The organism is Planococcus shenhongbingii (assembly GCF_030413635.1).
In the GTDB taxonomy this organism is placed as follows: Bacteria; Bacillota; Bacilli; order Bacillales_A; family Planococcaceae; genus Planococcus; species Planococcus shenhongbingii.
The window spans coordinates 3,310,086-3,332,126 of the sequence record NZ_CP129235.1; the positions used below are offsets into that span (position 1 = coordinate 3,310,086).

A 22,041-nucleotide genomic window follows, 5' to 3' on the forward strand; every position below is an offset into this window, starting at 1 on the left:
CAAGAAGAAAAAACGCAAAAGTGAAAACTTTTGCGTTTTTTTGTGCCTGATAATTGCCAAAACCCACTTTTCTCTTCTCTAGCCCTCTTTCTTAACTGTTTAAAATTGGATAGAATAGAGTATCAAAAAGGAAGTGGGTGATTTCGCCATGCCGTTGCAGCGAAGAATTTTTATCTACGGAGCTTTGTTCATCTCGACCGTCATGGTACTGGCTGGAATCTCGTTTTACTTTACAATTTCTGATGCCATTGAAGAACAGGTTGGAAAGCGGGCTTTAGCCATCGCCGTTACTTCAGCCGAACGCCAAGACATTAAAGACGGCTTTAAAGAAACTGACCCTTCATCAGTTCTCCAGCCAATTGCTGAACTTATCCGGGAACAAACCGGTGCTGAATATATTGTCATTGGCAATAAAAATGGCATCCGCTATACCCATCCCATTGAAGAGCGAATCGGAAAAATGATGGTCGGCGATGATAATGCCCGCGCGCTTTCATTCGGTGATTCCTATATTTCAGAAGCCACCGGTTCACTTGGACCGGCACTCCGCGGGAAAGCCCCTATATTCGATGAAAACGGAGCGATTATTGGCGTTATTTCCGTAGGTTTTCTAAAAACAAATATAACTTCCACTTTTCTGGAATACGCCGACTCTATTACCGGCATTGTTCTTATTGCCATCGTTATTGGCGCCATTGGTTCCATGATTCTGGCACGCAATATCAAAAAGACTCTTTTTGGCCTAGAACCGGCAGAAATCGCCCATTTGTATACTGAACGCAATGCCTTGATTGAATCCGTCAGGGAAGGCATCCTTATGGTGGACAGGGCTGGCGACATTACAATGGCCAACGTTTCCGCATATGAATTGTTATCTTTGCAAAAAGAAACTGAGCTAATCGGCAAGCCTGTAGATAAAGTCTTGCCGAACACATTGCTTCCTAAGGTTCTGCAGACAGGTGAAGCACAGCTAGACAGGCCGATGATTATTCGCGGAAGGAAATTGATTGTCAATAGAATCCCGATCCATCTTGGAAACGAAATCATCGGAGCCGTTTCCAGTTTCCGTTTGCAATCTGACATAGAAGGACTTCGCAATGAACTTACCCAGGTCAGGCAATACGCTAATGCTTTGCGTGCTCAGACCCATGAACATCAAAATTTCCTTTATACCATTTCAGGATTGATCCAGCTAAACTCTCTCGAGGAAGCGATGCAATTGATTCATAATGAAACCGAAGAACAGCAATCGTTGGTGAAATTTGTTACTGAGCGTGTGCAAGACCCGTTTCTTGGGGGCATTGTTATCGGCCTTTTCAACCGGGCACGTGAATTAAAAGTAAAATTTATTTTGGATGAAGAAAGCTCATTAAGAAAGCTTCCTTCTCATCTTGAAAAAAGTTTGTTTGTCTCAGTTCTCGGCAATCTAGTTACTAACGCTTTTGAGGCGGTTGAGAAGCTTTCAGAATCAAAGCGCATTGTCCGGCTTCTTTTGTCAGATAACGGAAGTGAAATTTTGATTGAAGTAGAAGATTCCGGAGATGGTGTGGACGCCGAAATTCTCTCCACTTTATTTAAAAAACGCATTTCAACCAAAGCCGGTGGTGACCGCGGCTTTGGATTGCTCAAAGTCTATGAAAATGTACAAGATCTGCAAGGTGAAATCGCTATGGAAACTGGCGACCTTGGAGGAGCGTTGTTCATTATTTCCATAAAAATTGGAGGAAACGGCCATGATTGAAGTTCTGATTATCGAAGACGACAAGCGAATAGCTGATATCCATAAACGGTTTATTGAAAAAATCGAAGGCTTCCAAGTGGTCGGTTCTGCGTATACAGGAGCTGAAGCAAAGGATTGGATCCAAGTATTAAAACCCCAGCTTATTTTGCTTGATGTTTATTTGCCGGATATAAAAGGAACGGATTTAATGCCTTTTATCCAACTTGAAAGCCCGGATTCTGATGTTATCTTTATTACCGCTGCTTCGGAAACAGATATCGTTAAGAAAGCATTCAGAAGCGGGGTTTCCGATTACATCTTAAAGCCGCTGACATTCGACCGTTTTAAAGAAAGCCTGCTCATGTATCAGGCAAAACGGCGTTCTCTTGAAACAGAAGGTCCATTGAATGAAGAATCGATTCAACTGCTCTGGAATAAGAGCCGTTCTGTTTCTGCAGAACCGTTGATGACGCCAAAAGGAATTGACCCGAATACGATGTCCCGGATCCAAAAGAAACTTGCTGCCTCAGTTAATGGGTTTACGGCAGAAGAAATGGGAGCCGCTTGCGGAATGAGCCGCTCGACAGCCCGGCGTTATTTGGAACACCTGGTATCTGAGCAATCAGCCCATGCGGAGCTGCTTTACGGCACTATTGGCAGGCCGGAACGGCGGTATTTCCCCTGGCCGTGACCTTTATGAACAATATTCACAAATTGGACAATATCCCTCTTATGACCACAAACATTGAATTTGGTAAAAGTTCTGATAAATTAAAGGCAGCAGATGAAAGCGCTGTCTTTTTATCATTTTAAAGGGGGATGAATTATATGTTAAAAAAATTGATTTCAGTTTCATTGGCCGGTGTATTAGCAGTTGGTCTTGCTGCCTGTTCTTCTGGGGAAAGTTCAAATGCAAGTTCTGAAAATTATCCTGAACGCAGCATCACCATCGTGGCTCCATCAGGCGCGGGGGGCGGCTGGGATTTGACTGCCCGCTCGATCGCTAAGACAATGAACGCTACTAAATTGGTTGAAGAGCCCATCACCGTGGAGAATAAACCAGGCGGCGGCGGAGCCGTTTATATGGCAGAATATGCGACAAAAGAAGTGGATAACGATTACATGATGCTGGTAAAATCACCGCCGATTTTGATCAATAATAACAAAGCAGAAGGCAATAGCCCTTACGGCTATAAAGATACAACACCGCTTGCACAATTGACACGCGATTACGGTGCCATTGTCGTAAAAGCAGATTCTAAGTTCCAATCATTGGGAGATGTCCTAGAGGCAATCAAAGCCGATCCTAAGAAAGTGACGCTTGCTGGAGGTTCGGCTCCCGGATCCATGGACCACTTAGTAGGCATTTTGCCAGCATTTGAATACGGCATAGACCCAAAATCGGTTAAATACGTTTCTTATGATGGCGGCGGTGAAGCCGTAGCTGCCCTTCTCGGAGGAAATGCAGACGTCATTGCTACTGACGCATCGACGATTGCTGAATATGTGAAATCCGGAGATGTTCGGGTATTGGCTGTAAGTTCACCGGAACGTCTGGAAGGCACACTGAGTGAAGTTCCGACATTCATGGAAGAAGGAATTGATGCCGAGTTTACCATCTGGCGCGGAATTTTCGGGCCTAAAAACATGTCGGATGGCGCCAAAGAATACTGGACTTCGAAATTAGAAGAAATGTCTGCTTCTGAAGAGTGGAAACAAGAGCTGGAGAAAAATGGCTGGCAAAGTGAATATAAAAACAGCGAAGATTTTACAGAATATCTTACAAATCAAGAAAAAGTAATTGTTGAATTATTAACTGCTCTTGAAATGCAAAAATAAATCGAAAGCGGCTTCGGCCGCTTTCTTACTTTAAAAAGGAGTGAAAGACAATGAGTAAAACGTTCGATCGCTTTGCAGGAATCGCTTTTTTACTGATTGGCCTTCTGTTTGTCATTGAGAGCCAGCGGATTTCCAAAAGCTCATACGGTTCAGCAGTTGGTCCGGACATCTTTCCTATTGGTCTAGGAGCCATATTAATCTTGTTGAGCCTGCGTTTGCTATACGAAACGTTCCGTTACCAAACAGGAACCAAAAACGGCGAAACTGTCCAGTATAAGAAATTTATCATAATCTTTGTCAGTGCACTTTTATATGCCATATTACTGGAGCCGCTTGGCTATGTCATCACGACTTTCGCATTTCTTTTAATCGCCTTTCAGACAATGGAGCGCGGCAAATGGGTCAAATCCATTTTGATCGCCAGTTTGTTCTCATTTGGCGTCTATTACTTTTTCGCCGAATTCCTTGGAGGCTCGCTGCCAGGATTCCCGGTATTTTAACTTGAGAGGTGGAGTATTATGAATACCTTACAATTTCTGATGGATGGATTCAGTATCGCGTTTCAATGGCAGAACATCCTCTTTGCATTTGCCGGAGTGTTAATCGGAACCGCGGTCGGCGTATTGCCTGGCATCGGGCCCATGAGCGGAGTGGCACTTCTTATTCCTGTAACTGCTACTTTGACAGCCGGGCTGCCGACGGAGGCAGCGGCGGCAAGTTCGATTATTCTATTGGCTGGTGTCTATTACGGCGCCATGTACGGCGGCTCAACCACCTCCATCCTGCTGAACACGCCTGGTGAATCTTCGTCAGTTGTTACAACTCTTGACGGTTACCAGATGGCCAAGCAAGGGCGTGCCGGAGCAGCTTTATCAATTGCTGCCATCGGTTCGTTTGCAGCAGGCATCATTTCTTTGATCGGTCTCGTTTTGCTGGCTGAGCCTTTATCAAATATAGCTTTGGAATTCGGGCCTGCCGAGTATTTTTCTTTAATGCTTTTGGGGCTTGCAGCAGTCAGCGGCCTTGCTGGAAAATCGATGACCAAAGCGTTGATGATGACCGTGTTTGGTTTAATGCTCGGCACTATCGGTATCGATGCTGTTTCAGGCATTGCCCGCTTTACTTATGATATTCCCGTCTTATATTCCGGGCTAGAATTCCTTACCATTGCTGTCGGCCTTTTCGCTTTAGGTGAAGTTTTCAAGACAGTTCTGGAAAGAGATCATGAAGATGGAACAATGGCTAAAATCGGCCGTATCCTGCCGACCAGACAAGACTTGAAAGATAGCGCAGCTCCTATAATGCGCGGTTCGTTATTGGGCTTCTTTATCGGGGTCTTGCCAGGTGCTGGAGCTACTCTGGCTTCATTTTTCTCCTATATCGGCGAGAAAAAATTCAGCAAAAACCCTGAACAATTCGGCAAAGGTGCCATCGCCGGTGTAGCTGGACCTGAATCGGCCAACAACGCCGCTTCTGGAGGCGCCATGATTCCCCTTTTGACTTTAGGGATTCCCGGATCCGGGACAACCGCCATTCTTATGGGCGCTTTAATCATGTATAACATCCAGCCTGGCCCCTTATTATTTGAAGATCATCCTGAAGTAGCCTGGGGGCTGATCGCCAGTATGTTTGTCGGAAACTTGATGCTTCTTATACTGAACATGCCTCTTGTAAAAGTGTTTGCTAAGATTATTCAAACACCGAAAAAGTATTTATTGCCGATCATTATTGCCATTTCGTTTTTCGGCGTTTACGCTGTGCAGTATACGACGTTCGATCTTTACTTGCTGCTTGCCTGCGGTGTCCTTGGTTACTTGTTGACAAAAAATGATTTCCCGGTTGCACCGCTGGTCTTGGCGCTGGTCCTTGGGCCAATGATTGAAAACAATATGCGACGTGCACTTACCATTTCAAACGGTGAATTTTCAATTTTTGTCTCCAATCCGATTTCATTGGTGCTGCTGATAGTGGCTGCTGCCTGGCTGCTTGTCCCGCTGCTTTTGAAATTGAAAGGCCGTTCTGTAGTACTGAATGAAGAAGGATGATTGATATGACCTTCAGCCATACAAAAAAACCGTCCCCTAAAGGACGGTTTTTTTCAGGCTGTCGAGAAACTCTCGATAGCATTTTCTCATTTCGCTCCAGGACGGACGCTTTTCGCGGGGTGCGGCCTAAGCCTCCTCGCTCGCTGGCGCTCTCTGCGGGGTCTTAGGACTCGCACTGTTCCCGCAGAAGTCGCCGCCTTCCGCTGCATTCCACTTCCTTTCACCACTTCTAGAGACTCTCTAAAAGTGTGATTGTTTTGGAAAGCTCTCTAATATTTGTCCCGGCTCTCCAGATATGGAGCCAACCAGCGGAGACGCCTGCGGGATAGCGAGACAGCCGAGACCCTGCAGGAGCGTAAGCGACGAAGCGGCTTGGCGCTCGCCCGCGGCAAGCGCAGCTGGTTGGCGGAATATCGGTTAAGGAAGGATTACTAATAGAAACTTTAACTTCCTCAACAAGCTGAAAAAACCGTCCCCTAAAGGACGGTTTTTTTGATTGCTTATACTTCAGTTGTTTCTTTTAATGCATCCAGGCGTTCCTGAACTTCTGCTCCCGTTAACCCGTGTTCAAAGGCATAGCGGTTGCGTGGATGTTCACGGCACTCGTCAGAGCATGAACGCATGTATTTATGTTCGTTTTCTTCAGAAGCAATAATTTTCTTGTTGCATTCCGGATTTGCGCAGTTCACGTAGCGCTCACATGGCTCGCCAGTGAAATGGTCTCTTCCAACCACAACATGCTCTACTTGGTTCACAGGAACTGCAATGCGCTCGTCAAACACGTAAAGCTGTCCGTCCCAAAGTTCGCCGCGGACTTCCGGATCTTTTCCGTAAGTCACGATGCCGCCGTGCAATTGTGCTACATCTTCAAAGCCTTCTTTTTTCAGCCAGCCCGAAAATTTTTCACAGCGGATTCCGCCTGTGCAGTAAGTTAAAATTTTCTTGCCTTCGAACATTTCTTTATTTTCACGGACCCATTCCGGAAGATCACGGAAGTTTTCGATATCCGGACGCACTGCGCCGCGGAAATGGCCCAAGTCATATTCATAGTCGTTGCGTGCATCAAGCACGATTGTATCTTGGTCCTGCATGCGTTTATAGAATTCTGCAGGCTCCAGGTAAGTTCCAGTCAATTCGTTCGGGTCGATGTCATCTTCGAGGCCCAAGTGAACGATTTCTTTTTTCGCGCGCACGTGCATTTTTTTGAATGCATGGCCGTCTGCCGCGTCAATTTTGAAGACGATTTCTGAAAAACGGGGATCGCTTTTCACCATCTCCATGTATGCTTCTGTCTGCTCGATCGTGCCTGAACATGTACCGTTAATTCCTTCATGGGAAACAAGGATACGGCCTTTAAGCCCGATTTCCTTGCAAGCTGCCAAATGTTCAGCTGCGAAAGCCTCAGGATCTTCGATTGGTGTATATAAATAATAAAGTAAAACGTTGTGTGTATGATTTTGCATGAATCATACCCCCTATTCTTCAATTTGTTTCGTAAGCCCCAAAGACTTCAAAAACCTAAATCATTTTACAATAAAAACCGGTAAAATTCAACTTTTGCAGAATTGAAAAAACAGCTGCCTGAAGCAGCTGCCTTCTATGATCAGATTTAAATAGGATCCTTCTTGATCGCCTTCACTTTTCTTTTTCCACGTTGAGATCCCAGACAAATCCGTATTGGTCTTTCACTTTTCCATATTTGGCCCCCCAGAAAGTATCCTGAAGTTCCATGATCACTTGTCCGCCTTCGGACAACTTGCCAAAGATGTTTGTGGCTTCTTCTTCGCTTTCACACTCCACGACAAGCGCCAGGCCTGAACGGGGCTGTTCCGGTTGTTCTTCTACAGAATCGGCCATCATCAACCGGAAATCACCTTTTTGCAAAAGACAATGCAGAAGATATTCTTTGGCATGATCCGGGCTTGGAAAGCCGGAATCCCCGTATGTTTGGCTTCCTATTCTTTCTAAGCCAAAAACCTCCTCATAAAAAGATGATGCTTCGCCTGCTTGGCCATAAAATGTAAGATATGGTGTAATTGAACCTTTCATTTAAACATCCCCTAACATACACGATTTTTTACAGAGCGCCCTTCAAAACACGATGCAATGGCTTCTGCGTTCATTGCCATCATCGCGAGCCGCGTCTGGACAGTAGCACTGCCGATATGAGGCAATACCGTCACATTCGGCAAACTAAGCAGCGGATGGTCCGTCGGAACCGGTTCTTGTTCAAAAACATCCAATCCCGCTCCCCATAGCTTATTCGCTTTTAACGCTTCGTATAAAGCGGTTTCGTCTACGATTCCGCCACGTGCCACATTGATCAGACAAGCAGATTCTTTCATCAACGACAGTTCCTTTTCACCGATCATGCCTTTTGTTTGCTCTGTAAGCGGCGTTAAAATCACCACAAAGTCCGATTCTTTCAGAAGATCTTCCAATGCCGCATATTTTACATCCTCCAGGCTTCGGCGTGTCCGGTTGTGGTAAAGTACGCTCATGCCGAAACCTTGAGCGCGCCTCGCCACCGCTTCTCCTATTCGCCCCATGCCGATAATGCCAAGTGTTGCTCCACCGACGTTCTGGCCGGTCATCCCCATCGGGCTCCAAGACTTCCATTCACCCGATCGCACGGTTCCATCTGCTTCCACGATGCGCCGTGCCGTTGCCAACAGCAGTGCAAACGTTAAATCTGCTGTTGTTTCGGTCAATACATCCGGCGTATTCGTGACAAACACCTTATGTTTATGGGCGGCTTCCAAATCGATGTTGTTGTAGCCCACCGCCAGATTTGTGACGATTTTCAAATTCGGGGCGGCTTCGAAGACTTCCTCATCGATTTGATCCGGCAGCATCGTCCAAAGCGCTTGCGCGTCTTTCACTTGTTTTAATAATTCCTCACGCGGAGCGGATGTTTCCGCATCTTCCCACATCCGTACTTCATAGGATTGCTGTAAGCCTGCTACAGCTTCATCAGGTAACTTCTGTGTAATGTAAACGATTGGTTTCATGCCGATCCTCTCCAATTCCATTGTATGTACCTCTATGCCTTAACAGGTGCTAGCATTTTTCCATTATCAAACAATTATAACAATAAAAAAAACTGCCGGCAAACAACCGGCAGTTTTTCCAAATTAGATTCAATCCATTTCGCGTGTTCTGATTTTCTTAACATAAAACCAGATGGCCGCAATTCCTCCCAGCACAATCAAAACATAGACGACATTGGAATAAATATCGAGCTGCTTCATTATCTCATCGCGGTTTTCTCCTACTGCTTCCCCCACAAAGACCAGAACGGTATTCCATAGAACAGTCCCTAATGTAGTTAATGTCAGAAACAGCCAAAATTTCGTATTGGCCATTCCTGCTGGAATAGAGATTAAACTGCGAACCAGCGGAATTAGCCGGCCAAAAAAGATGGTCCAGACGCCGTAGCGGTCAAACCAGGCATCGGCACGGTGGATATCGGCTTTTTTGACGCGCAGTATATGCCCGTATTTCTCCACTATTTTCTCTAAACGCTCGACATCCAATAGGAGTCCAATTCCATATAATATTAGCGCCCCCGATACTGAACCGGCAGTTGAAGCGAGAATCACTCCCGGAATGGTCATATCCGTTGTCGTTGTCATAAATCCACCCACTGTTAAAATCACTTCAGACGGAATTGGCGGAAACACGTTCTCCAGCATGATAAGTAAAAAAATCCCGATGTAACCATAGTCAGACATAATTGATGTAATCCACTGTTCCATTTAATTGCTCCTCTTAGTTTGTTTGCTCAAATTTCATCTTAATCGACCATAATTCTGAGCGGCTTCCAATACGGATGGCTGGTCCCCAAAATCCAAAACCCGACGACACAAGGAAATGGGTTTTTTCTATCAAGCGATGGCCGTAATCCAGTTCAAATACTTTTTTCGTTATGAAGCGGTTCGGCCACATTTGCCCTTTATGGGTATGGCCGGATATATGTAAATCTGCCTGTAAGTCTACAGGCGTCTTTAAATCGGATGGAGTATGGTCCAGGATAATCCACGGCAATTCATTTTCTGGTTTCAATAATTCCAATGCATGGCGCTTGCCGTTTGTCCGGTCTTCACGCCCTGTTAAATAGAAACGATTTCCAACCGAAATGGTTTCATCCCGCAGGATATTCACACCGGAACTTTCCATTAGCTTTACCAGCAGAGGGATTTTTTTGCCGTAATACTCATGGTTCCCCAAAACGCCATAGACGCCTAATTCAGCTTCCAGTTTCTCCATCTCTTCTTTCATTCCGTAACGTGCATACCATACCGGGTCATCGTCCACTAAATCTCCGGCAAGCAAGACGGCATCCGGCTTTAATTTATTGGATCTTGTGACAAAACGCTTAAGATGCCGTCTGCCTGAAAGAACGCCCAGATGAAAATCCGATCCGACAACTATATGAAGAGGGTCTGAAGTGGGTCCTTCAACGGTTATCTCCAATTTACGGACAACCGGACTATAAGCCAGAAATGTACCAACAATAAAAATCAAAGCAAAAATGATCGCCACTGCATTTCCAAGGATAAGGGCTTCCTGATCCCATTCTACAAATAGGCTGACTATGTTCGCAATTGGAAAGAAAAGAAGGCCGTATTCCAGGAAAGCGAACCAATAAGCACCAATCACTGAAAATGCCAGCCACCTATGCCCCAGGCGTCCTATGAAAAAGCTGAAAGCAAGAATCAACCAGATGACGCCGAATAGCACCGGATAAATCCATTCTGCCCATGATTCAAACCATACATATACGTTCCAGCCCAGATAAGTGACAATGACCAGATAAATACTTAATGCCGTAATGCTGTAAGTGATTATTCTCATTGAGCAGCCCCCTTCTTCATACTATATAAAAGACATTATAGCATTTTACATTTCAATCCACCTTACCTAAACGAAACTACGCCTCAAGTCTTAGTAAAAGATGCAGTCAGGGACCGTATTGAAAAGATTCAGCACTTGATAAGATGAAGATACAAATTGAGAGGAGGAATTAAATTGAATAAGTTTTGGATGATTACACTGGGCATCGTCGCTGGCATCATCGTACTATCCAATCTCGGTGCTATCATGGGATTGGCAGTCTCTGGTTTGATTCTCTACATGGGTGTGCATTTTTACCTGAAAAGCACATCAACTGCAGCAAAAATCTGGTGGGGATTTGTTGGAGCTGTGGGCGTACTTTCAGCTATTTCCAACGTACCGGCATTGATTGGTGTCGCAGCAGCTGCCGGATTATGGTGGATTTACCGCAACTGGAATGAACGCCCCGTCACTGTCGCAAAAACAGATGATCCGTTCACAAATTTCGAAAGACAATGGGACAAACTTACAAAATAAGGAGGAATACAAATGGCATCTTTATGGGAACGGTTTAAATTCACAGTAGCAACAGACGTAGACACACTGGTATCAAAGAAAGAAGAAAAAAATCCACTGGCCGTCTTGAACCGTTATATCGTGGAAGCTGAAAAGCAGACTGAGGAAACAGGGAAATGGGTGGAGCGCCAAGCTAAGCTGAACAGCAAGCTGGAAAAAGAATTAGCTGAAGCGCTATCCATGCTTGAAAAACGGCAGTCACAGCTCCAACTGGCGCAGAATTCAGGTGAAAGCGACTTGTCCGCATTTGCGGAAATGGAAGTGGCGGCTTACTCCAACCGTACAGCCCAGTTAAACCGGACAATCGAAGAAAATCTGGTCGAATTAAACGGGCTGGAGCAGCGCCATGAGGAAATGAAACATAAAGTAAAAGACATGAAAGTACGCCAGCTTCAATTGATGGGCAAAGAAAATGCAACGCGTGCCCATCATCAGATGGATAAAGTCTTAAATCCGGAACTCGCAGCAGAGCGCCTCGGATCTTATGATGACATGGCGTCCTACATCCAAACACTGGGCTCAAAAGTTGAACAGGAACATGAACGCTCTGCAATGGAACGCCGGCTGGAAGCTTTAGAAAAAAACAGCGCACAACAAAAGGAAATTGGGTAAACTAACATGAGAAGAAGGATTCCTTCTTCTCACTTTTCCGATACAAAGAAGGAGGCAAAACTGCGATGCAACAGTTCACTACTAACAAACAGGCGTTTATCATTCTGAGCGCTTTACTTCTCATATTCGTGGAAGCTGCTTTTTTCGGAAACGGCAGTGTATTTTTGGTTCTTCTTGGTATCGGACTGATTTACTATGCAATTAATAAAAGTGCGAAAACGCGAAAATCTTACATCTGGACTGGAATAATCCTGATCGGCATCTCCGTCTTATCAATGTGGAGCTTGCGGCTGCTGATCTTTTCAATAGCGGTTTATTTACTCATCCGTCTTTGGAAAGGTGATGAATGGCAGCAAAGTGTCCCGATTCAAGGAGAGGTCGATAAAGGCCTGATCCAAAACAAATTCCTTTCTGCCCAAAGCACCCCAATTGAAGCTTATGAATGGAAAGACATCCATGTACAAGGATTTGTCGGCGATTTGCTTGTGGATGCAACGCAGACCGTCTTACCGAAAAAGACTTCCTTAATTTCCATCCGGCAAGGATTTGGCAAAGTCAAAATTGTTTTGCCATATGAAATTCCTGTCCGCATTTATTACACGACGCTTCTTGGCGACGCCCAGTTTTTCAGCGGCGAAAAAAAGCGCATCTGGAACGGCACCATCCATGCAGAAGACGGGTACAGCCAAGACGATTACAATAAAACCGAATTGGTCATATCTCTTTCAACTTGGATGGGAGATGTCGAGGTGATTCGCAGATGAGACAGATTCTTCCGCGCGGCCTGTTTTTCGTGGGCTTATTTGCAATCATCATTTTTGGTATTTTGATTGTGCTTCTGGGGCTCCCCACCGAACGCACATGGGCAGTCCTGTGGGAAGATTTTGTGGCCGGTCTTCCTTTTGGTATTTGGCTTTTCGTCTTGATGCTCGCTTTGTCTTCCGGAATCGCCTGGTGGTCTGAATCGTTAACGCGCTCGAAAGTGCAGGAACTCGACGATATTTTCCAGGCCCTCCTCCGCAACGAAGACCAGACCGTCATTGAAGCGGCCCATATGAAAACTTTGCCGAATCATTTATCCGCTTCAATTTTGAAATTGCAGAAGCTATTGGAATCCCAGCGCAAAAGCTTGGCGCGCATTTCCAATGAACGGGCAGAAACCCAGGACCAGATCATCCAGGAACGGCTGATCATGGAACGCCAGCGCCTGGCGCGCGAGCTCCATGATTCGGTTTCCCAGCAGCTCTTTGCGGCTTCGATGCTGCTGTCGTCGATGACCGAGCAAGAAGGGGCATCTCCCGGTCTATTGCAGACTGAAAAAATGGTGCAGCAGGCCCAGCTTGAAATGCGTGCCTTGCTCCTGCATCTGCGCCCCGCTGCACTTCATGACAAAAGTCTGCGCCAAGGGTTGTTTGAACTGGTCTCTGAGTTGAAAGAAAAAGTATATTTCACTATTGAACATAAGTTGGAAGAAGTTCCTTTGCCAAAAGGGGCTGAAGACCATTTATTCCGCATTGCCCAAGAAACACTGTCGAATACGCTGCGCCATTCCAAAGCGACCGAAGTCCATATTTTATTTATTCAACGTGATGACTTTGCTATTTTACGCATCCAGGACAACGGAGTCGGTTTTGAAAGCGAACAGTCCAAGTCAACTTCCTACGGGCTAAAGCATATTGAAGAAAGAGCCATTGAAATCGGCGCTACCAGCAAAATTGTTTCAGTGCCTTCAGAAGGTACTATCGTAGAAGTAAAAGTCCCTATCGAAAGGATGGTTTCCGATGATACGAATCTTATTGGTTGATGACCACGAAATGGTACGCATTGGCGTCTCTGCTTACTTGCAGTCGCAAAGCGATATGGAAGTCGTCGGTGAAGCAGTGAACGGCGAAGAAGCGGTAAAAATGGCGCTCGACCTTCGCCCGGATGTCATTCTAATGGACATGGTCATGCCGATCATGAACGGAGCTGAAGCAACCGATGCCATCATCCGGCAATGGCCGGAAGCGAAAATCATGATTGTCACCAGTTTTTTGGATGACGACAAAGTCTATCCGGCATTAAAAGCAGGAGCGGTCAGTTACATATTGAAAACGTCCAAGGCGTCCCGCATCGCAGAGTCAATTCGGGAAACGATGAACGGCACGTCTGTACTGGAACCTGAAGTAATGAGCAAAATGATGAAGCAGATGCGCCATGACCGTGTGCTGCATGAAGATTTAACGGAACGCGAAATGGAAATCCTACTGCTGCTGGCAAACGGCTACACCAACCAGGAAATTGCTGATGAGCTGTTTATCGCCTTGAAAACCGTCAAAACCCATGTCAGCAATCTGCTATCGAAATTGGAAGTCCATGACCGCACACAAGCCGTCATCTACGCCTTCCAGCATAAACTCGTCTCTCCTCCGCAGTGAGGAGAGATTTTTTGTTTATATTAATTCGAATCTTTTACACGCCGCTTGATGCACTAAGTAAAATTGAAAGAGGCTGTCCTTAAAGTCAGTGAAATCGACTTTCGGGACAGCCTCGTTTTTATTTATATAGTATGAATCGAAACCATCACTTTAAACAAGTCGCCGTCCACTTCGATTTTCATCACACCACCATGCAGATCGACAATGGATTGGGAAATGGCAAGCCCAAGGCCAGATCCTTCAGTTTGCCGTGATGCGTCTCCTCTTTTAAAGCGTTCGAACAGTTCATCGGTATTTTCACCGAGTTCATAGCGGGTAATGTTCTTAATGACAAATTCAGCCTGTCCATCGGATTCACTCAATGATAAATAGACGCGAGTGCCTGGCAATGCATACTTGATGGCATTCAAAATCAGATTATCAAAAACACGCCACCATTTTTGGCCATCGACGTGCACAGGAACGGGTTTGTTCGGATTGGTGACACGGAAATCCAGCCCTGAAAGCCCGATGTCTTCTGCATGTTCAGCGAGCGCTTGCTGCAGCAATTGGTTCAAATCGATTCGTGTACGCTGAAGCTCTATATTGCCACTCGCCATCTTTGAAACTTCAAACAGATCTTCGATCAGCGTTTTCAGGCGTTGTGACTTACGGTCTAAGATTTCCGCGTATGCCAGCCGTTCCTCATTCGATAAATCGGGTGTTTTCATCAAATCCGTGTACGTGATGATTGAGGTCAGCGGTGTGCGCAGATCATGGCTGACATTGGTAATCAATTCCGTTTTCAGCCGTTCGCTTTTGGCTTGCTCAGACATAGACATTTTGACGCCTTCTTTCAGGCGGTTTAATTGTCTGGCGTGCTGTGCGAGCGGTGATTTGCCGCGAATCGGCAGTTCTTGGTTTAGCCGGCCGCTTGCCATCGCTTCTGTTTCCAGCATCAGTACATTCAGATAGCCGAATCGGTTCAGCATAACCAAAACAGCTGGAAGCCCAAGCAATGCCGAAGCGGGCAGCCATAAAATAATCATCTGAGGATAAATGAACAGCAACAGTGTTCCTGCTCCCCAGAAAAAGACGATAATCAACAACATAAGAGTCTGGATGCCGATGGATTTATTCAAAAAAGCCTGGCGTGCATTTTGGATACTGCGCAGCATAAAACTTTGCTGGAATTCATATTTGAACACTTGCCCTTTTCTGTAATAGGCGAACAGCCAAATGATCTGCAGCAAGCTTAAAGCCGTTAAACCGAGCGCCGCAATCAACTTCCAAGCCAAATCGAATCCGTAACCAATATAGTTATCGGTCCATGTATTTGCCATTGTCCAGAACAGCTCCGAACTGGCAAAAAGCGCAAACACAATAGAGATGGCAGCCAGCAGAAAGCGGCTATCCATTGTCAAACGCGACCATTTTACATAGAAAGGCGTTTTAATGAACCATTCCAGCTCAAATCGAAGATGTGTCCACAGAACGACAATTCCAGCGATCACCAAAGCGCCGAATGCATATAATATGCTCTTCACCACTGTAAATTGCATGAAATTCACACCTTGTTCGGAAGACGCCAGCAATGATCGATCAATCTGTATGGTCCCGACGAAATCAGCACTCGAATTCGGAACAGCAGATGATTCGGTATTAAAAAATGCCGAATTCATATTTACCGAATACTCCCCTGTAGAACTTAACGGATTATCTTTCGAATATGTTTTTTCGAAATACGGCTGCTCTTTCAGCTGTCCTTTTGTAAATGTCTCTTTGGTTTCAAGATCAGTAAGTTCGTATACGTAATATGCGGTGTCTTTTAAAAAATCCGTTTTCTCGTTTCCTGAATCCCGGCTTATTTGCTCGATCGACTCTTTCCGTTCCATCAGTATTTTTCGGACAACCGCTTCATCATCGGAGAAGTTATTCCGAATTTCCTCCACTTTCTTTTCCCGTTCTTGAGTAAGTGCCTCTTCTAAATCTTTATTGCCAGCAGAAATGGCTTCCTGAATATCCGATTCATACTGATTGCGGATACTGAAGAGTTGGTCCGCTAATGTACCATTTCGATTGCGGTATTCTTCTATTTCCGATGAAGTGACCGGTACAGCAGTCTCATCGGTCAATGGATCCAATTCCAGGGCAATAAGCCGATCGGTAAAATAAACGAAATCCGTTTCGAAATCAGCCGTGTCCAAATAGGACTTCCCAAAATACTTCGAACCCAGTTCCAAAATGCTAAAACAGCCAATTATGATAAATGATGCAATGAACAGCCACAGCCATTTCTTCATTAATCAAGCATCTCCTCTCGATAAGTTCCTGAGAGAAGCCAGCAATTCAGCAACCGGTGAAGTTATAAAAAATTCAAAGATAAATGTAAAGCAGTAAAGCAGGCTGAACAAAGCACAGACAATCGCAACTACCGACCATATATCATTTTTCCATTTTGTAGCCAATGCCCCATACCACCTTTACATACCTCGGATTTTTTGGGTCTGCCTCGATTTTTTCACGAATCTTGCGTATATGTACCGCCACGATATTTTCAGCGTTATAAGCAGGTTCATTCCAGACACGTTCATAAATCTCATGGATGGAAAACACGCGCCCAGCATTGGCCATCAATAATTCCGTTATTTTAAATTCAATCGGCGTCAGTTTGATTGGCTCTCCGTGAAGCGACACGTCCTTCGCTTCTGTATTCAGCACAAGACCTTCTATTTCAATATGCTGGGCTTTATCTTGGTAGTTGCCAAGAGTGACGTAGCGTCTTAGTTGTGATTTCACTCGGGCAACCAGCTCCATCGGGTGGAACGGCTTTGTCACATAATCGTCCGCTCCTACTGACAGGCCGTGGATTTTATCGGAATCCTCCGCTTTCGCGCTTAGCATGATAATCGGAATATTGCGTGTTTCCCTGATTTTAAAAGTTGCCGAAATTCCATCCATTTTCGGCATCATGATATCGAGAATCATGACATGCACTTCATTTTCTTCAAGCAACTCCATTGCTTCAAGGCCATTCGCCGCTTTCAGTACTTTATAGCCTTCGTTTTTCAAATATATTTCAATACCGTCCCGGATATCCTGGTCATCGTCTGTCACCAGCACTGTATGCCTCATTTCTTGCACCTCTTCCCTCTATGAACCTAATTGTAAATGGAAATTCTTAAGCCGAGCCTAGCAAAAATATGAAGAAATTCTTAAGAAAGCGGTGTTTTTTCCATAGAGGCAGCTTTGCTGTTCGGATAGCTCTTTTTTCTGCCGAATGTTAACACCAGAATCCCGCCCAAAAGCAGCAAAACGCCTAGCCAAGCGATTCCTGTCAGCACTTCACCGACAATGAAAACGCCTAAAAGCGCTGCTGTCATCGGTTCAGCAAGTGACAGCGTCACTGCAGAAGAAGAAGGAATGATTTTTAATCCGCTTGAGAATAAAATATACGAAAGACTCGTAGCTCCTAGGCCGAGGTATAAAATAACCCCTAAGTTTTCAGGTGCCGCTATGTATGACAAATCAAAAAAGAATAAGAACGGCATCAAATACAAAGCGCTTAACGAGAAAATCACAGCCACTGAAGGAACGGCATCCATTCTTTCCAAGACTTTTTTGCTGATAAGCGCATAGGCGGCGAACGACAAGCCAGCGCTAAGCGCCAGCAAAATGCCCACCGGATTGACTGCCGGTGCGTCTTTATCGGCAAACAACAGCAAGCAGCCGACAATTGCCAAGCCGGTCGCCATGGCCCAAACGCGGTCCGTTTTTTTTCTTAATACAGCCCATTCAAGAATGCCTGAAAAAACCGGCGCACTGCCAATAGCTACAACTGTACCGATCGCGATACCTGTCAATTGGACCGAAGAAAAAAATAAAGGCTGAAACAGGGCCATCGTGGCTGCTGATAAAAAGACCGCTTTCCAAGGAATCGACCGGAACATTAACTTTTTCGTCCATAAAACAAATGCCAAAAGCGTAAATCCTCCAATGCTCAACCGCAGAGCCCCAATCGTCAAAGGATGCGCAGTCCCTTCAAGGAAACTTTGGGCAGTCCCAGTTGTTCCCCACAGCATCGCTCCTAGCAAAACCCAGATATATGGCCAATAATTCACATTCAACACTCCCTGTATTCCATCAATGTAGTAAACCTTATCATGAATTTTATAGTTTGAGATAGCCTGTTCCATCAATTATAATAAAAGAAAAGAGAGGAGATGATCATATGTATATGACAATCCCGGAAACTGCCGTTTTTCTATCAATGCCTGAAGAACAAGTGATGAGTTACGTGCTTGAAGGCCGTATTCGCGCAGTCAATGACGGAGAACAGTACTTGATCAATACCTCACAGTTCGAAACGCATTTCCAGCAGCTTGAGTTAGCAAAACAGGCCCTTGAAGAATGGCGTGCCATCCCTATTCCGGACGATGTGGATATTCAAGACGAAGATTAAGCAAAAGCATCTTAGCCGATTTTCAGGCTAAGATGCTTTTTTATTCCTTATTTTGGATAGCGGATATATTGCCGCTGGCCTTCGATGATTTTTTTATTGTCTTCGATCATTTTATCGTAATTCAGCTTTTTCATGTTTTCGAAGTCTTGATCTGCAATTACATTCAAGCCGTTCAGGTTCTTACGCATTTTTTCTGCGTTATCGGTGATTCCCTGAACAAATTTCTGTGATTCTTCCCCAAGCCTATTCCAGTCTTCAGTTGTTTTTAGAAAAGAAGCAAAAGCTTGGATTTCAGCATTTTTTTCCAAGAGCAGCTGTAAATTCAAATATTGATACAAAGTCAGCAGGTTTGCCGTTTCCAGTGTCTTAATGACGTCTGCTTCAACAATTTCTTTGCGGATCAATACGTCATTTTCATAATAGTTCTTGTAGTCTTTTATTAATGTAGTCAAGTTTTGCTGTATCTTCCAGAGCTCAGCAAAAGCTTCCCTTCCTTCTAAAACAGCTGAATCCAGTGTAGAAACAGGGATGCTTAACGGTTTTGTAAAAAAAGCTGCGTTTATTTTCAAATAATCCATGCCAATATTGAATATATTATTGCTCAAATCACCAAAAAGAGCTAAATGGCGCTGAGCTTCCAGCGCTTCTTCCCGGTTTTCTTCACCTGGGGTCACATAAGCAGTCGCAACAGACGCATTTTTTTTGGTGAATCCAGCCATGTAATAAGGCTTGCCGTTCACCATCCAAAAAATCGGATTCACAAATATGCCTTCCGTCCATTTTTTATGCTTCTTCACTTTTTTCAGGAGCAGCTGCGTAGCCTGGTCATTCATCGATGAATTTCTCCTTTAATTCCGTCTTTCTAAATAATATCATTCCTTAAACAATATGGTAAACTATTCAATTTTTATTAGATCCTTAAAAATTTCCTCTGTCTTTAAAAAACTTTCCTGTTGTTGTACTTCACAAAAAAACTCATGCTTATCGCATGAGTTGGGGAACTACTAAATTATCCAATTTCTTTTTAATATGGCCATTCCATTTCTCAAATTCAACGAGGAATCCATCGTGCCCGAAATCCGTTTCAATGATTTCCCAAGATGCATTCGGCAGGCCTTGAAGCCAGGGAATCAATTGTTCGCTTGGGTACAGCAAATCTTTTGTAAAAGACAAGGAAAAGATTTCTGCTTCTATTCTTTCTTTTGATACATCATGGGTATTCATCGCTTTCAGCAAGGTCAAGTAGCTATTGGCATCAAAACGCCTAGCTAATTTTTTCCCTTGATAATCAAGATAGGACTCCACTTCAAAACGGCTGTCATTGGAACAGCGGCGGAACCGCTGATCGAATAGATTGCCGCTCCGGTAAGTGACCATGGCGGCCATGCGCGCCAATTCAAAGCCTTTCAGCTCGGAGGAATCCGTATAATTTCCGTCTTTAAAGAGCGCATCATTTTCTATCGCCTGGATGCCAATCCAATTGAAAGCCACACCATAATCACTGTATGCAGGGGTCACAGCAAGCGGAAGAATGGCCTCAACAAAATCCGGGTATAAATGCCCCCATTCAAGTGCTTTCATTCCTCCCAGCGATCCTCCAAGGACCGCGGTCAGATGGAAAATGCCCAGCTCCTTTAACGCCGCATGCTCCGCCCGGACCATATCGCGGATTGTGAGATTTGGAAACGAAGCCCGGTATGGCTGACCGGTTTCCGGATTGATGGACAATGGACCGGTTGATCCATTGCAGCCACCCAGCACATTAAACGTAATGACTTGAAAAACGTTTGTATCCACGGCTTTCCCTGGTCCGATCAATCCTGACCACCAGCCTGGATTTTCAGCACTGCCGACTGCAAATTGATCGCCTGTTAAAGCATGGCAGACGAGAATCACAGGAGCACCTTTTTTGCCGCACCGTTCGTAGGCAAGTTCTACGTTATGCAAGACTTCCGTCGACTCCAGGGAAAGTGTTCCTATGGATACTGTCGTCATTTCCGTCCCCTCCTATACGTTCTCGAGTACCGCTGCCTGAATTGCTTGTTCAAGGTCGGCGATTAAGTCTTCTGGATTTTCCAATCCTATCGATAAACGGATCAATTCTTCCGTAACACCTGATGATTCCAGTTCTTCTTTCTTCAATTGCTGATGCGTTGTCGAAGCCGGGTGAATGATCAGCGATTTCGCATCTCCGACATTTGCCACATGAGACCATAACACAACGCTGTCAATCACTTTGCGCCCTGCTTCCCGTCCGCCTTTGACACCAAAATTGACAATCGAACCGTATCCGTCTTTTAAGTACTTTTGTGCCAATTGATGAGATGGGTGGTCTTCAAATCCAATGTAATTGACCCATTCGACTTGAGGGTGAGCTTTTAAGTATTCCGCTACAATACGGGCATTGCTGTTGTGGCGTGGAATGCGCAAGTGCAAAGTTTCCAATCCCTGTAAAAAGGCATGGGCACTTTCGGCGCTTAATGACGGACCGAAATCACGCAGCAATTGAACGCGCAGTTTCGTCGCGAAAGACGCACCTTCCACATCAATGCCGTAACGGATTCCATGATAACTTTCATCCGGTTGTGTATAGCTCGGAAATTTTGGATTATTCCAGTTGAATTTACCGCCATCTACAACAACTCCTCCGATGGTTGTTCCGTGTCCGCCAATCCATTTTGTTGCAGAATGGATAACGACGTCAGCACCGAACTCAATCGGGTTGCTGCCATATGGCGAAGCGAATGTGTTATCGATCAATAAAGGAATCTGATTTTCGTGGGCAATGTTTGCCACTGCTTCTACATCAAGAACATTCAAACTTGGATTTCCGATAATTTCTCCAAAAATTGCTTTTGTCTTATCGGTAATGGCTTCACGGAAGTTTTCAGGGTTTGTACCGTCAACAAATTTGACGTTGATGCCATACCGCGGCAATGTGTTGGCAAAGAGACTGTATGTACCTCCGTATAAATTGGCGTCCGCAACAATTTCATCGCCCGCTTCTGCTACGTTCAAAACAGAAAATGCAATAGCTGCCATTCCTGAAGCCAAGGCTACAGCAGCTGTTCCGCCTTCAAGAAGCGCCACGCGCTGTTCGAAAACATCAACCGTCGGGTTCATAATGCGTGAATAAATATTTCCTGTTTCTTTTAAACCGAATAAATTTTGGGCGTGCTCCGTATTTTTAAACACATAAGAAGTCGTTTTATGGATGGCTACACCTCTTGCTCCAGTAACTGGATCCGGCTGTTGTCCTCCGTGTAATAAAAGCGTTTCTGGTTTAAAGTTTGTCATTTTGTTTTCCTCCTAAGGTTTTTTTGATGGAAACCATGGTTGAGGAGGAATAGAAAAAAGCCCCCTTCAATTAAGAAGAGGGCCGTGATATACGGATTGCCTCCTCTCATCTGCCAGATCCCGTCTTGCCGGATCTGTAGGACTTAGCACCTTTCCAAGCATTGCTTGTTGGTTGCCGGGCATCATAGGGCCTATTCCCTCCGCCTCTCTTGATAAGAGTATTCAGATTTAGTTTTCCATCATGTTGAGTAGTATAGA

General features: G+C 44.9%; 22 protein-coding genes and 1 riboswitch. Of the genes, 11 read left to right on the forward strand and 11 right to left on the reverse strand.

Going from position 1 to position 22,041, the window contains the following annotated elements; genetic code table 11:
- Positions 1–148 precede the first annotated feature (148 nt).
- From QWY16_RS15995 to QWY16_RS16015, 5 genes are all read left to right on the forward strand, one after another.
- On the forward strand, positions 149–1,741 hold the full coding sequence (locus QWY16_RS15995) for an ATP-binding protein (protein WP_300990224.1): 1,593 nt from the start codon (positions 149–151) through the stop codon (positions 1,739–1,741).
- Positions 1,734–2,411, forward strand: coding sequence for a response regulator (locus QWY16_RS16000; protein ID WP_300990225.1), 678 nt, complete (start codon positions 1,734–1,736; stop codon positions 2,409–2,411). The genes QWY16_RS15995 and QWY16_RS16000 overlap by 8 nt, the downstream gene beginning before the upstream one ends.
- A gap of 137 nt (positions 2,412–2,548) precedes the next feature.
- Entirely contained in the window at positions 2,549–3,559 is a 1,011-nt protein-coding gene (locus tag QWY16_RS16005; RefSeq protein ID WP_300990226.1) for a tripartite tricarboxylate transporter substrate binding protein, read from the forward strand.
- 50 nt (positions 3,560–3,609) lie between these two features.
- On the forward strand, positions 3,610–4,059 hold the full coding sequence (locus QWY16_RS16010; RefSeq protein ID WP_300990227.1) for a tripartite tricarboxylate transporter TctB family protein: 450 nt from the start codon (positions 3,610–3,612) through the stop codon (positions 4,057–4,059).
- 18 nt (positions 4,060–4,077) lie between these two features.
- The gene (locus tag QWY16_RS16015) at positions 4,078–5,604 is read left to right on the forward strand and encodes a tripartite tricarboxylate transporter permease (RefSeq protein WP_300990228.1); all 1,527 of its coding nucleotides are present in this window, start codon (positions 4,078–4,080) and stop codon (positions 5,602–5,604) included.
- Between the two features lie 500 nt (positions 5,605–6,104).
- Here the strand turns inward: QWY16_RS16015 and trhO are convergent, their stop codons facing one another.
- The 5 genes from trhO to QWY16_RS16040 all read right to left on the reverse strand — a co-directional run bounded on the left by trhO (position 6,105) and on the right by QWY16_RS16040 (position 10,461).
- On the reverse strand, positions 6,105–7,067 hold the full coding sequence (gene trhO, locus QWY16_RS16020; protein ID WP_300990229.1) for an oxygen-dependent tRNA uridine(34) hydroxylase TrhO: 963 nt from the start codon (positions 7,065–7,067) through the stop codon (positions 6,105–6,107).
- Between the two features lie 172 nt (positions 7,068–7,239).
- Positions 7,240–7,653, reverse strand: a complete 414-nt coding sequence (locus tag QWY16_RS16025) for a VOC family protein (RefSeq protein WP_300990230.1) — start codon at positions 7,651–7,653, stop codon at positions 7,240–7,242.
- An 11-nt stretch (positions 7,654–7,664) separates the two neighbouring features.
- The gene (locus QWY16_RS16030; RefSeq protein WP_300993480.1) at positions 7,665–8,615 is read right to left on the reverse strand and encodes a 2-hydroxyacid dehydrogenase; all 951 of its coding nucleotides are present in this window, start codon (positions 8,613–8,615) and stop codon (positions 7,665–7,667) included.
- Positions 8,616–8,744: 129 nt separating this feature from the next.
- Positions 8,745–9,362, reverse strand: coding sequence for a DedA family protein (locus tag QWY16_RS16035; protein ID WP_300990231.1), 618 nt, complete (start codon positions 9,360–9,362; stop codon positions 8,745–8,747).
- 13 nt (positions 9,363–9,375) lie between these two features.
- On the reverse strand, positions 9,376–10,461 hold the full coding sequence (locus QWY16_RS16040; RefSeq protein WP_300990232.1) for a metallophosphoesterase: 1,086 nt from the start codon (positions 10,459–10,461) through the stop codon (positions 9,376–9,378).
- 174 nt (positions 10,462–10,635) lie between these two features.
- Between QWY16_RS16040 and QWY16_RS16045 the strand changes: the two genes are divergently transcribed.
- The 5 genes from QWY16_RS16045 (at position 10,636) to QWY16_RS16065 (ending at position 14,045) form a co-directional block, all read left to right on the forward strand.
- Complete coding sequence (locus QWY16_RS16045; protein ID WP_300990233.1) at positions 10,636–10,977, forward strand: lmo0954 family membrane protein; 342 nt, start codon at positions 10,636–10,638, stop codon at positions 10,975–10,977.
- 12 nt (positions 10,978–10,989) lie between these two features.
- Positions 10,990–11,628 (forward strand): PspA/IM30 family protein, encoded by a 639-nt coding sequence (locus QWY16_RS16050; protein ID WP_300990234.1) that lies wholly within the window; start codon positions 10,990–10,992, stop codon positions 11,626–11,628.
- A gap of 65 nt (positions 11,629–11,693) precedes the next feature.
- On the forward strand, positions 11,694–12,392 hold the full coding sequence (liaF, locus tag QWY16_RS16055) for a cell wall-active antibiotics response protein LiaF (protein WP_300990235.1): 699 nt from the start codon (positions 11,694–11,696) through the stop codon (positions 12,390–12,392).
- On the forward strand, positions 12,389–13,432 hold the full coding sequence (locus QWY16_RS16060) for a sensor histidine kinase (RefSeq protein WP_300990236.1): 1,044 nt from the start codon (positions 12,389–12,391) through the stop codon (positions 13,430–13,432). Before liaF ends, QWY16_RS16060 begins: the two co-directional genes overlap by 4 nt.
- The gene (locus tag QWY16_RS16065) at positions 13,410–14,045 is read left to right on the forward strand and encodes a response regulator transcription factor (protein WP_300990237.1); all 636 of its coding nucleotides are present in this window, start codon (positions 13,410–13,412) and stop codon (positions 14,043–14,045) included. Before QWY16_RS16060 ends, QWY16_RS16065 begins: the two co-directional genes overlap by 23 nt.
- Before the next feature lie 122 nt (positions 14,046–14,167).
- Here QWY16_RS16065 and QWY16_RS16070 read toward each other — a convergent pair whose 3' ends face one another.
- From QWY16_RS16070 to QWY16_RS16080, 3 genes are all read right to left on the reverse strand, one after another.
- Positions 14,168–16,327 (reverse strand): sensor histidine kinase, encoded by a 2,160-nt coding sequence (locus QWY16_RS16070; RefSeq protein WP_300990238.1) that lies wholly within the window; start codon positions 16,325–16,327, stop codon positions 14,168–14,170.
- 142 nt (positions 16,328–16,469) lie between these two features.
- Positions 16,470–17,159: a response regulator transcription factor gene (locus QWY16_RS16075; RefSeq protein ID WP_300990239.1), complete on the reverse strand. Its 690-nt coding sequence runs from the start codon at positions 17,157–17,159 to the stop codon at positions 16,470–16,472.
- Between the two features lie 80 nt (positions 17,160–17,239).
- The gene (locus tag QWY16_RS16080; protein WP_300990240.1) at positions 17,240–18,145 is read right to left on the reverse strand and encodes a DMT family transporter; all 906 of its coding nucleotides are present in this window, start codon (positions 18,143–18,145) and stop codon (positions 17,240–17,242) included.
- 110 nt (positions 18,146–18,255) lie between these two features.
- Between QWY16_RS16080 and QWY16_RS16085 the strand changes: the two genes are divergently transcribed.
- Positions 18,256–18,486 (forward strand): helix-turn-helix domain-containing protein, encoded by a 231-nt coding sequence (locus QWY16_RS16085; protein ID WP_300990241.1) that lies wholly within the window; start codon positions 18,256–18,258, stop codon positions 18,484–18,486.
- A gap of 47 nt (positions 18,487–18,533) precedes the next feature.
- Here the strand turns inward: QWY16_RS16085 and QWY16_RS16090 are convergent, their stop codons facing one another.
- The 3 genes from QWY16_RS16090 to QWY16_RS16100 form a co-directional block, all read right to left on the reverse strand.
- Positions 18,534–19,319: a hypothetical protein gene (locus QWY16_RS16090; protein WP_300990242.1), complete on the reverse strand. Its 786-nt coding sequence runs from the start codon at positions 19,317–19,319 to the stop codon at positions 18,534–18,536.
- A gap of 148 nt (positions 19,320–19,467) precedes the next feature.
- The gene (metX, locus tag QWY16_RS16095) at positions 19,468–20,481 is read right to left on the reverse strand and encodes a homoserine O-acetyltransferase MetX (RefSeq protein WP_300990243.1); all 1,014 of its coding nucleotides are present in this window, start codon (positions 20,479–20,481) and stop codon (positions 19,468–19,470) included.
- A gap of 12 nt (positions 20,482–20,493) precedes the next feature.
- Positions 20,494–21,783, reverse strand: a complete 1,290-nt coding sequence (locus QWY16_RS16100) for an O-acetylhomoserine aminocarboxypropyltransferase/cysteine synthase family protein (RefSeq protein ID WP_300990244.1) — start codon at positions 21,781–21,783, stop codon at positions 20,494–20,496.
- Positions 21,784–21,886: 103 nt separating this feature from the next.
- Positions 21,887–22,002, reverse strand: a riboswitch (SAM riboswitch).
- Positions 22,003–22,041: the final 39 nt, after the last annotated feature.

Coding starts and splice junctions, on each gene's coding strand:
- QWY16_RS16060 (WP_300990236.1), top strand. CDS start 12,389: ATGAGACAGATTCTTCCGCGCGGCCTGTTTTTCGTGGGCTTATTTGCA.
- QWY16_RS16030 (WP_300993480.1), bottom strand. CDS start 8,615: ATGAAACCAATCGTTTACATTACACAGAAGTTACCTGATGAAGCTGTA.
- QWY16_RS16065 (WP_300990237.1), top strand. CDS start 13,410: ATGATACGAATCTTATTGGTTGATGACCACGAAATGGTACGCATTGGC.
- QWY16_RS16090 (WP_300990242.1), bottom strand. CDS start 19,319: ATGAATGACCAGGCTACGCAGCTGCTCCTGAAAAAAGTGAAGAAGCAT.
- metX (WP_300990243.1), bottom strand. CDS start 20,481: ATGACGACAGTATCCATAGGAACACTTTCCCTGGAGTCGACGGAAGTC.
- QWY16_RS16015 (WP_300990228.1), top strand. CDS start 4,078: ATGAATACCTTACAATTTCTGATGGATGGATTCAGTATCGCGTTTCAA.
- QWY16_RS16040 (WP_300990232.1), bottom strand. CDS start 10,461: ATGAGAATAATCACTTACAGCATTACGGCATTAAGTATTTATCTGGTC.
- QWY16_RS16000 (WP_300990225.1), top strand. CDS start 1,734: ATGATTGAAGTTCTGATTATCGAAGACGACAAGCGAATAGCTGATATC.
- liaF (WP_300990235.1), top strand. CDS start 11,694: ATGCAACAGTTCACTACTAACAAACAGGCGTTTATCATTCTGAGCGCT.
- QWY16_RS16050 (WP_300990234.1), top strand. CDS start 10,990: ATGGCATCTTTATGGGAACGGTTTAAATTCACAGTAGCAACAGACGTA.
- QWY16_RS15995 (WP_300990224.1), top strand. CDS start 149: ATGCCGTTGCAGCGAAGAATTTTTATCTACGGAGCTTTGTTCATCTCG.
- QWY16_RS16005 (WP_300990226.1), top strand. CDS start 2,549: ATGTTAAAAAAATTGATTTCAGTTTCATTGGCCGGTGTATTAGCAGTT.
- QWY16_RS16100 (WP_300990244.1), bottom strand. CDS start 21,783: ATGACAAACTTTAAACCAGAAACGCTTTTATTACACGGAGGACAACAG.
- QWY16_RS16085 (WP_300990241.1), top strand. CDS start 18,256: ATGTATATGACAATCCCGGAAACTGCCGTTTTTCTATCAATGCCTGAA.
- trhO (WP_300990229.1), bottom strand. CDS start 7,067: ATGCAAAATCATACACACAACGTTTTACTTTATTATTTATATACACCA.
- QWY16_RS16075 (WP_300990239.1), bottom strand. CDS start 17,159: ATGAGGCATACAGTGCTGGTGACAGACGATGACCAGGATATCCGGGAC.
- QWY16_RS16010 (WP_300990227.1), top strand. CDS start 3,610: ATGAGTAAAACGTTCGATCGCTTTGCAGGAATCGCTTTTTTACTGATT.
- QWY16_RS16025 (WP_300990230.1), bottom strand. CDS start 7,653: ATGAAAGGTTCAATTACACCATATCTTACATTTTATGGCCAAGCAGGC.
- QWY16_RS16070 (WP_300990238.1), bottom strand. CDS start 16,327: ATGAAGAAATGGCTGTGGCTGTTCATTGCATCATTTATCATAATTGGC.
- QWY16_RS16035 (WP_300990231.1), bottom strand. CDS start 9,362: ATGGAACAGTGGATTACATCAATTATGTCTGACTATGGTTACATCGGG.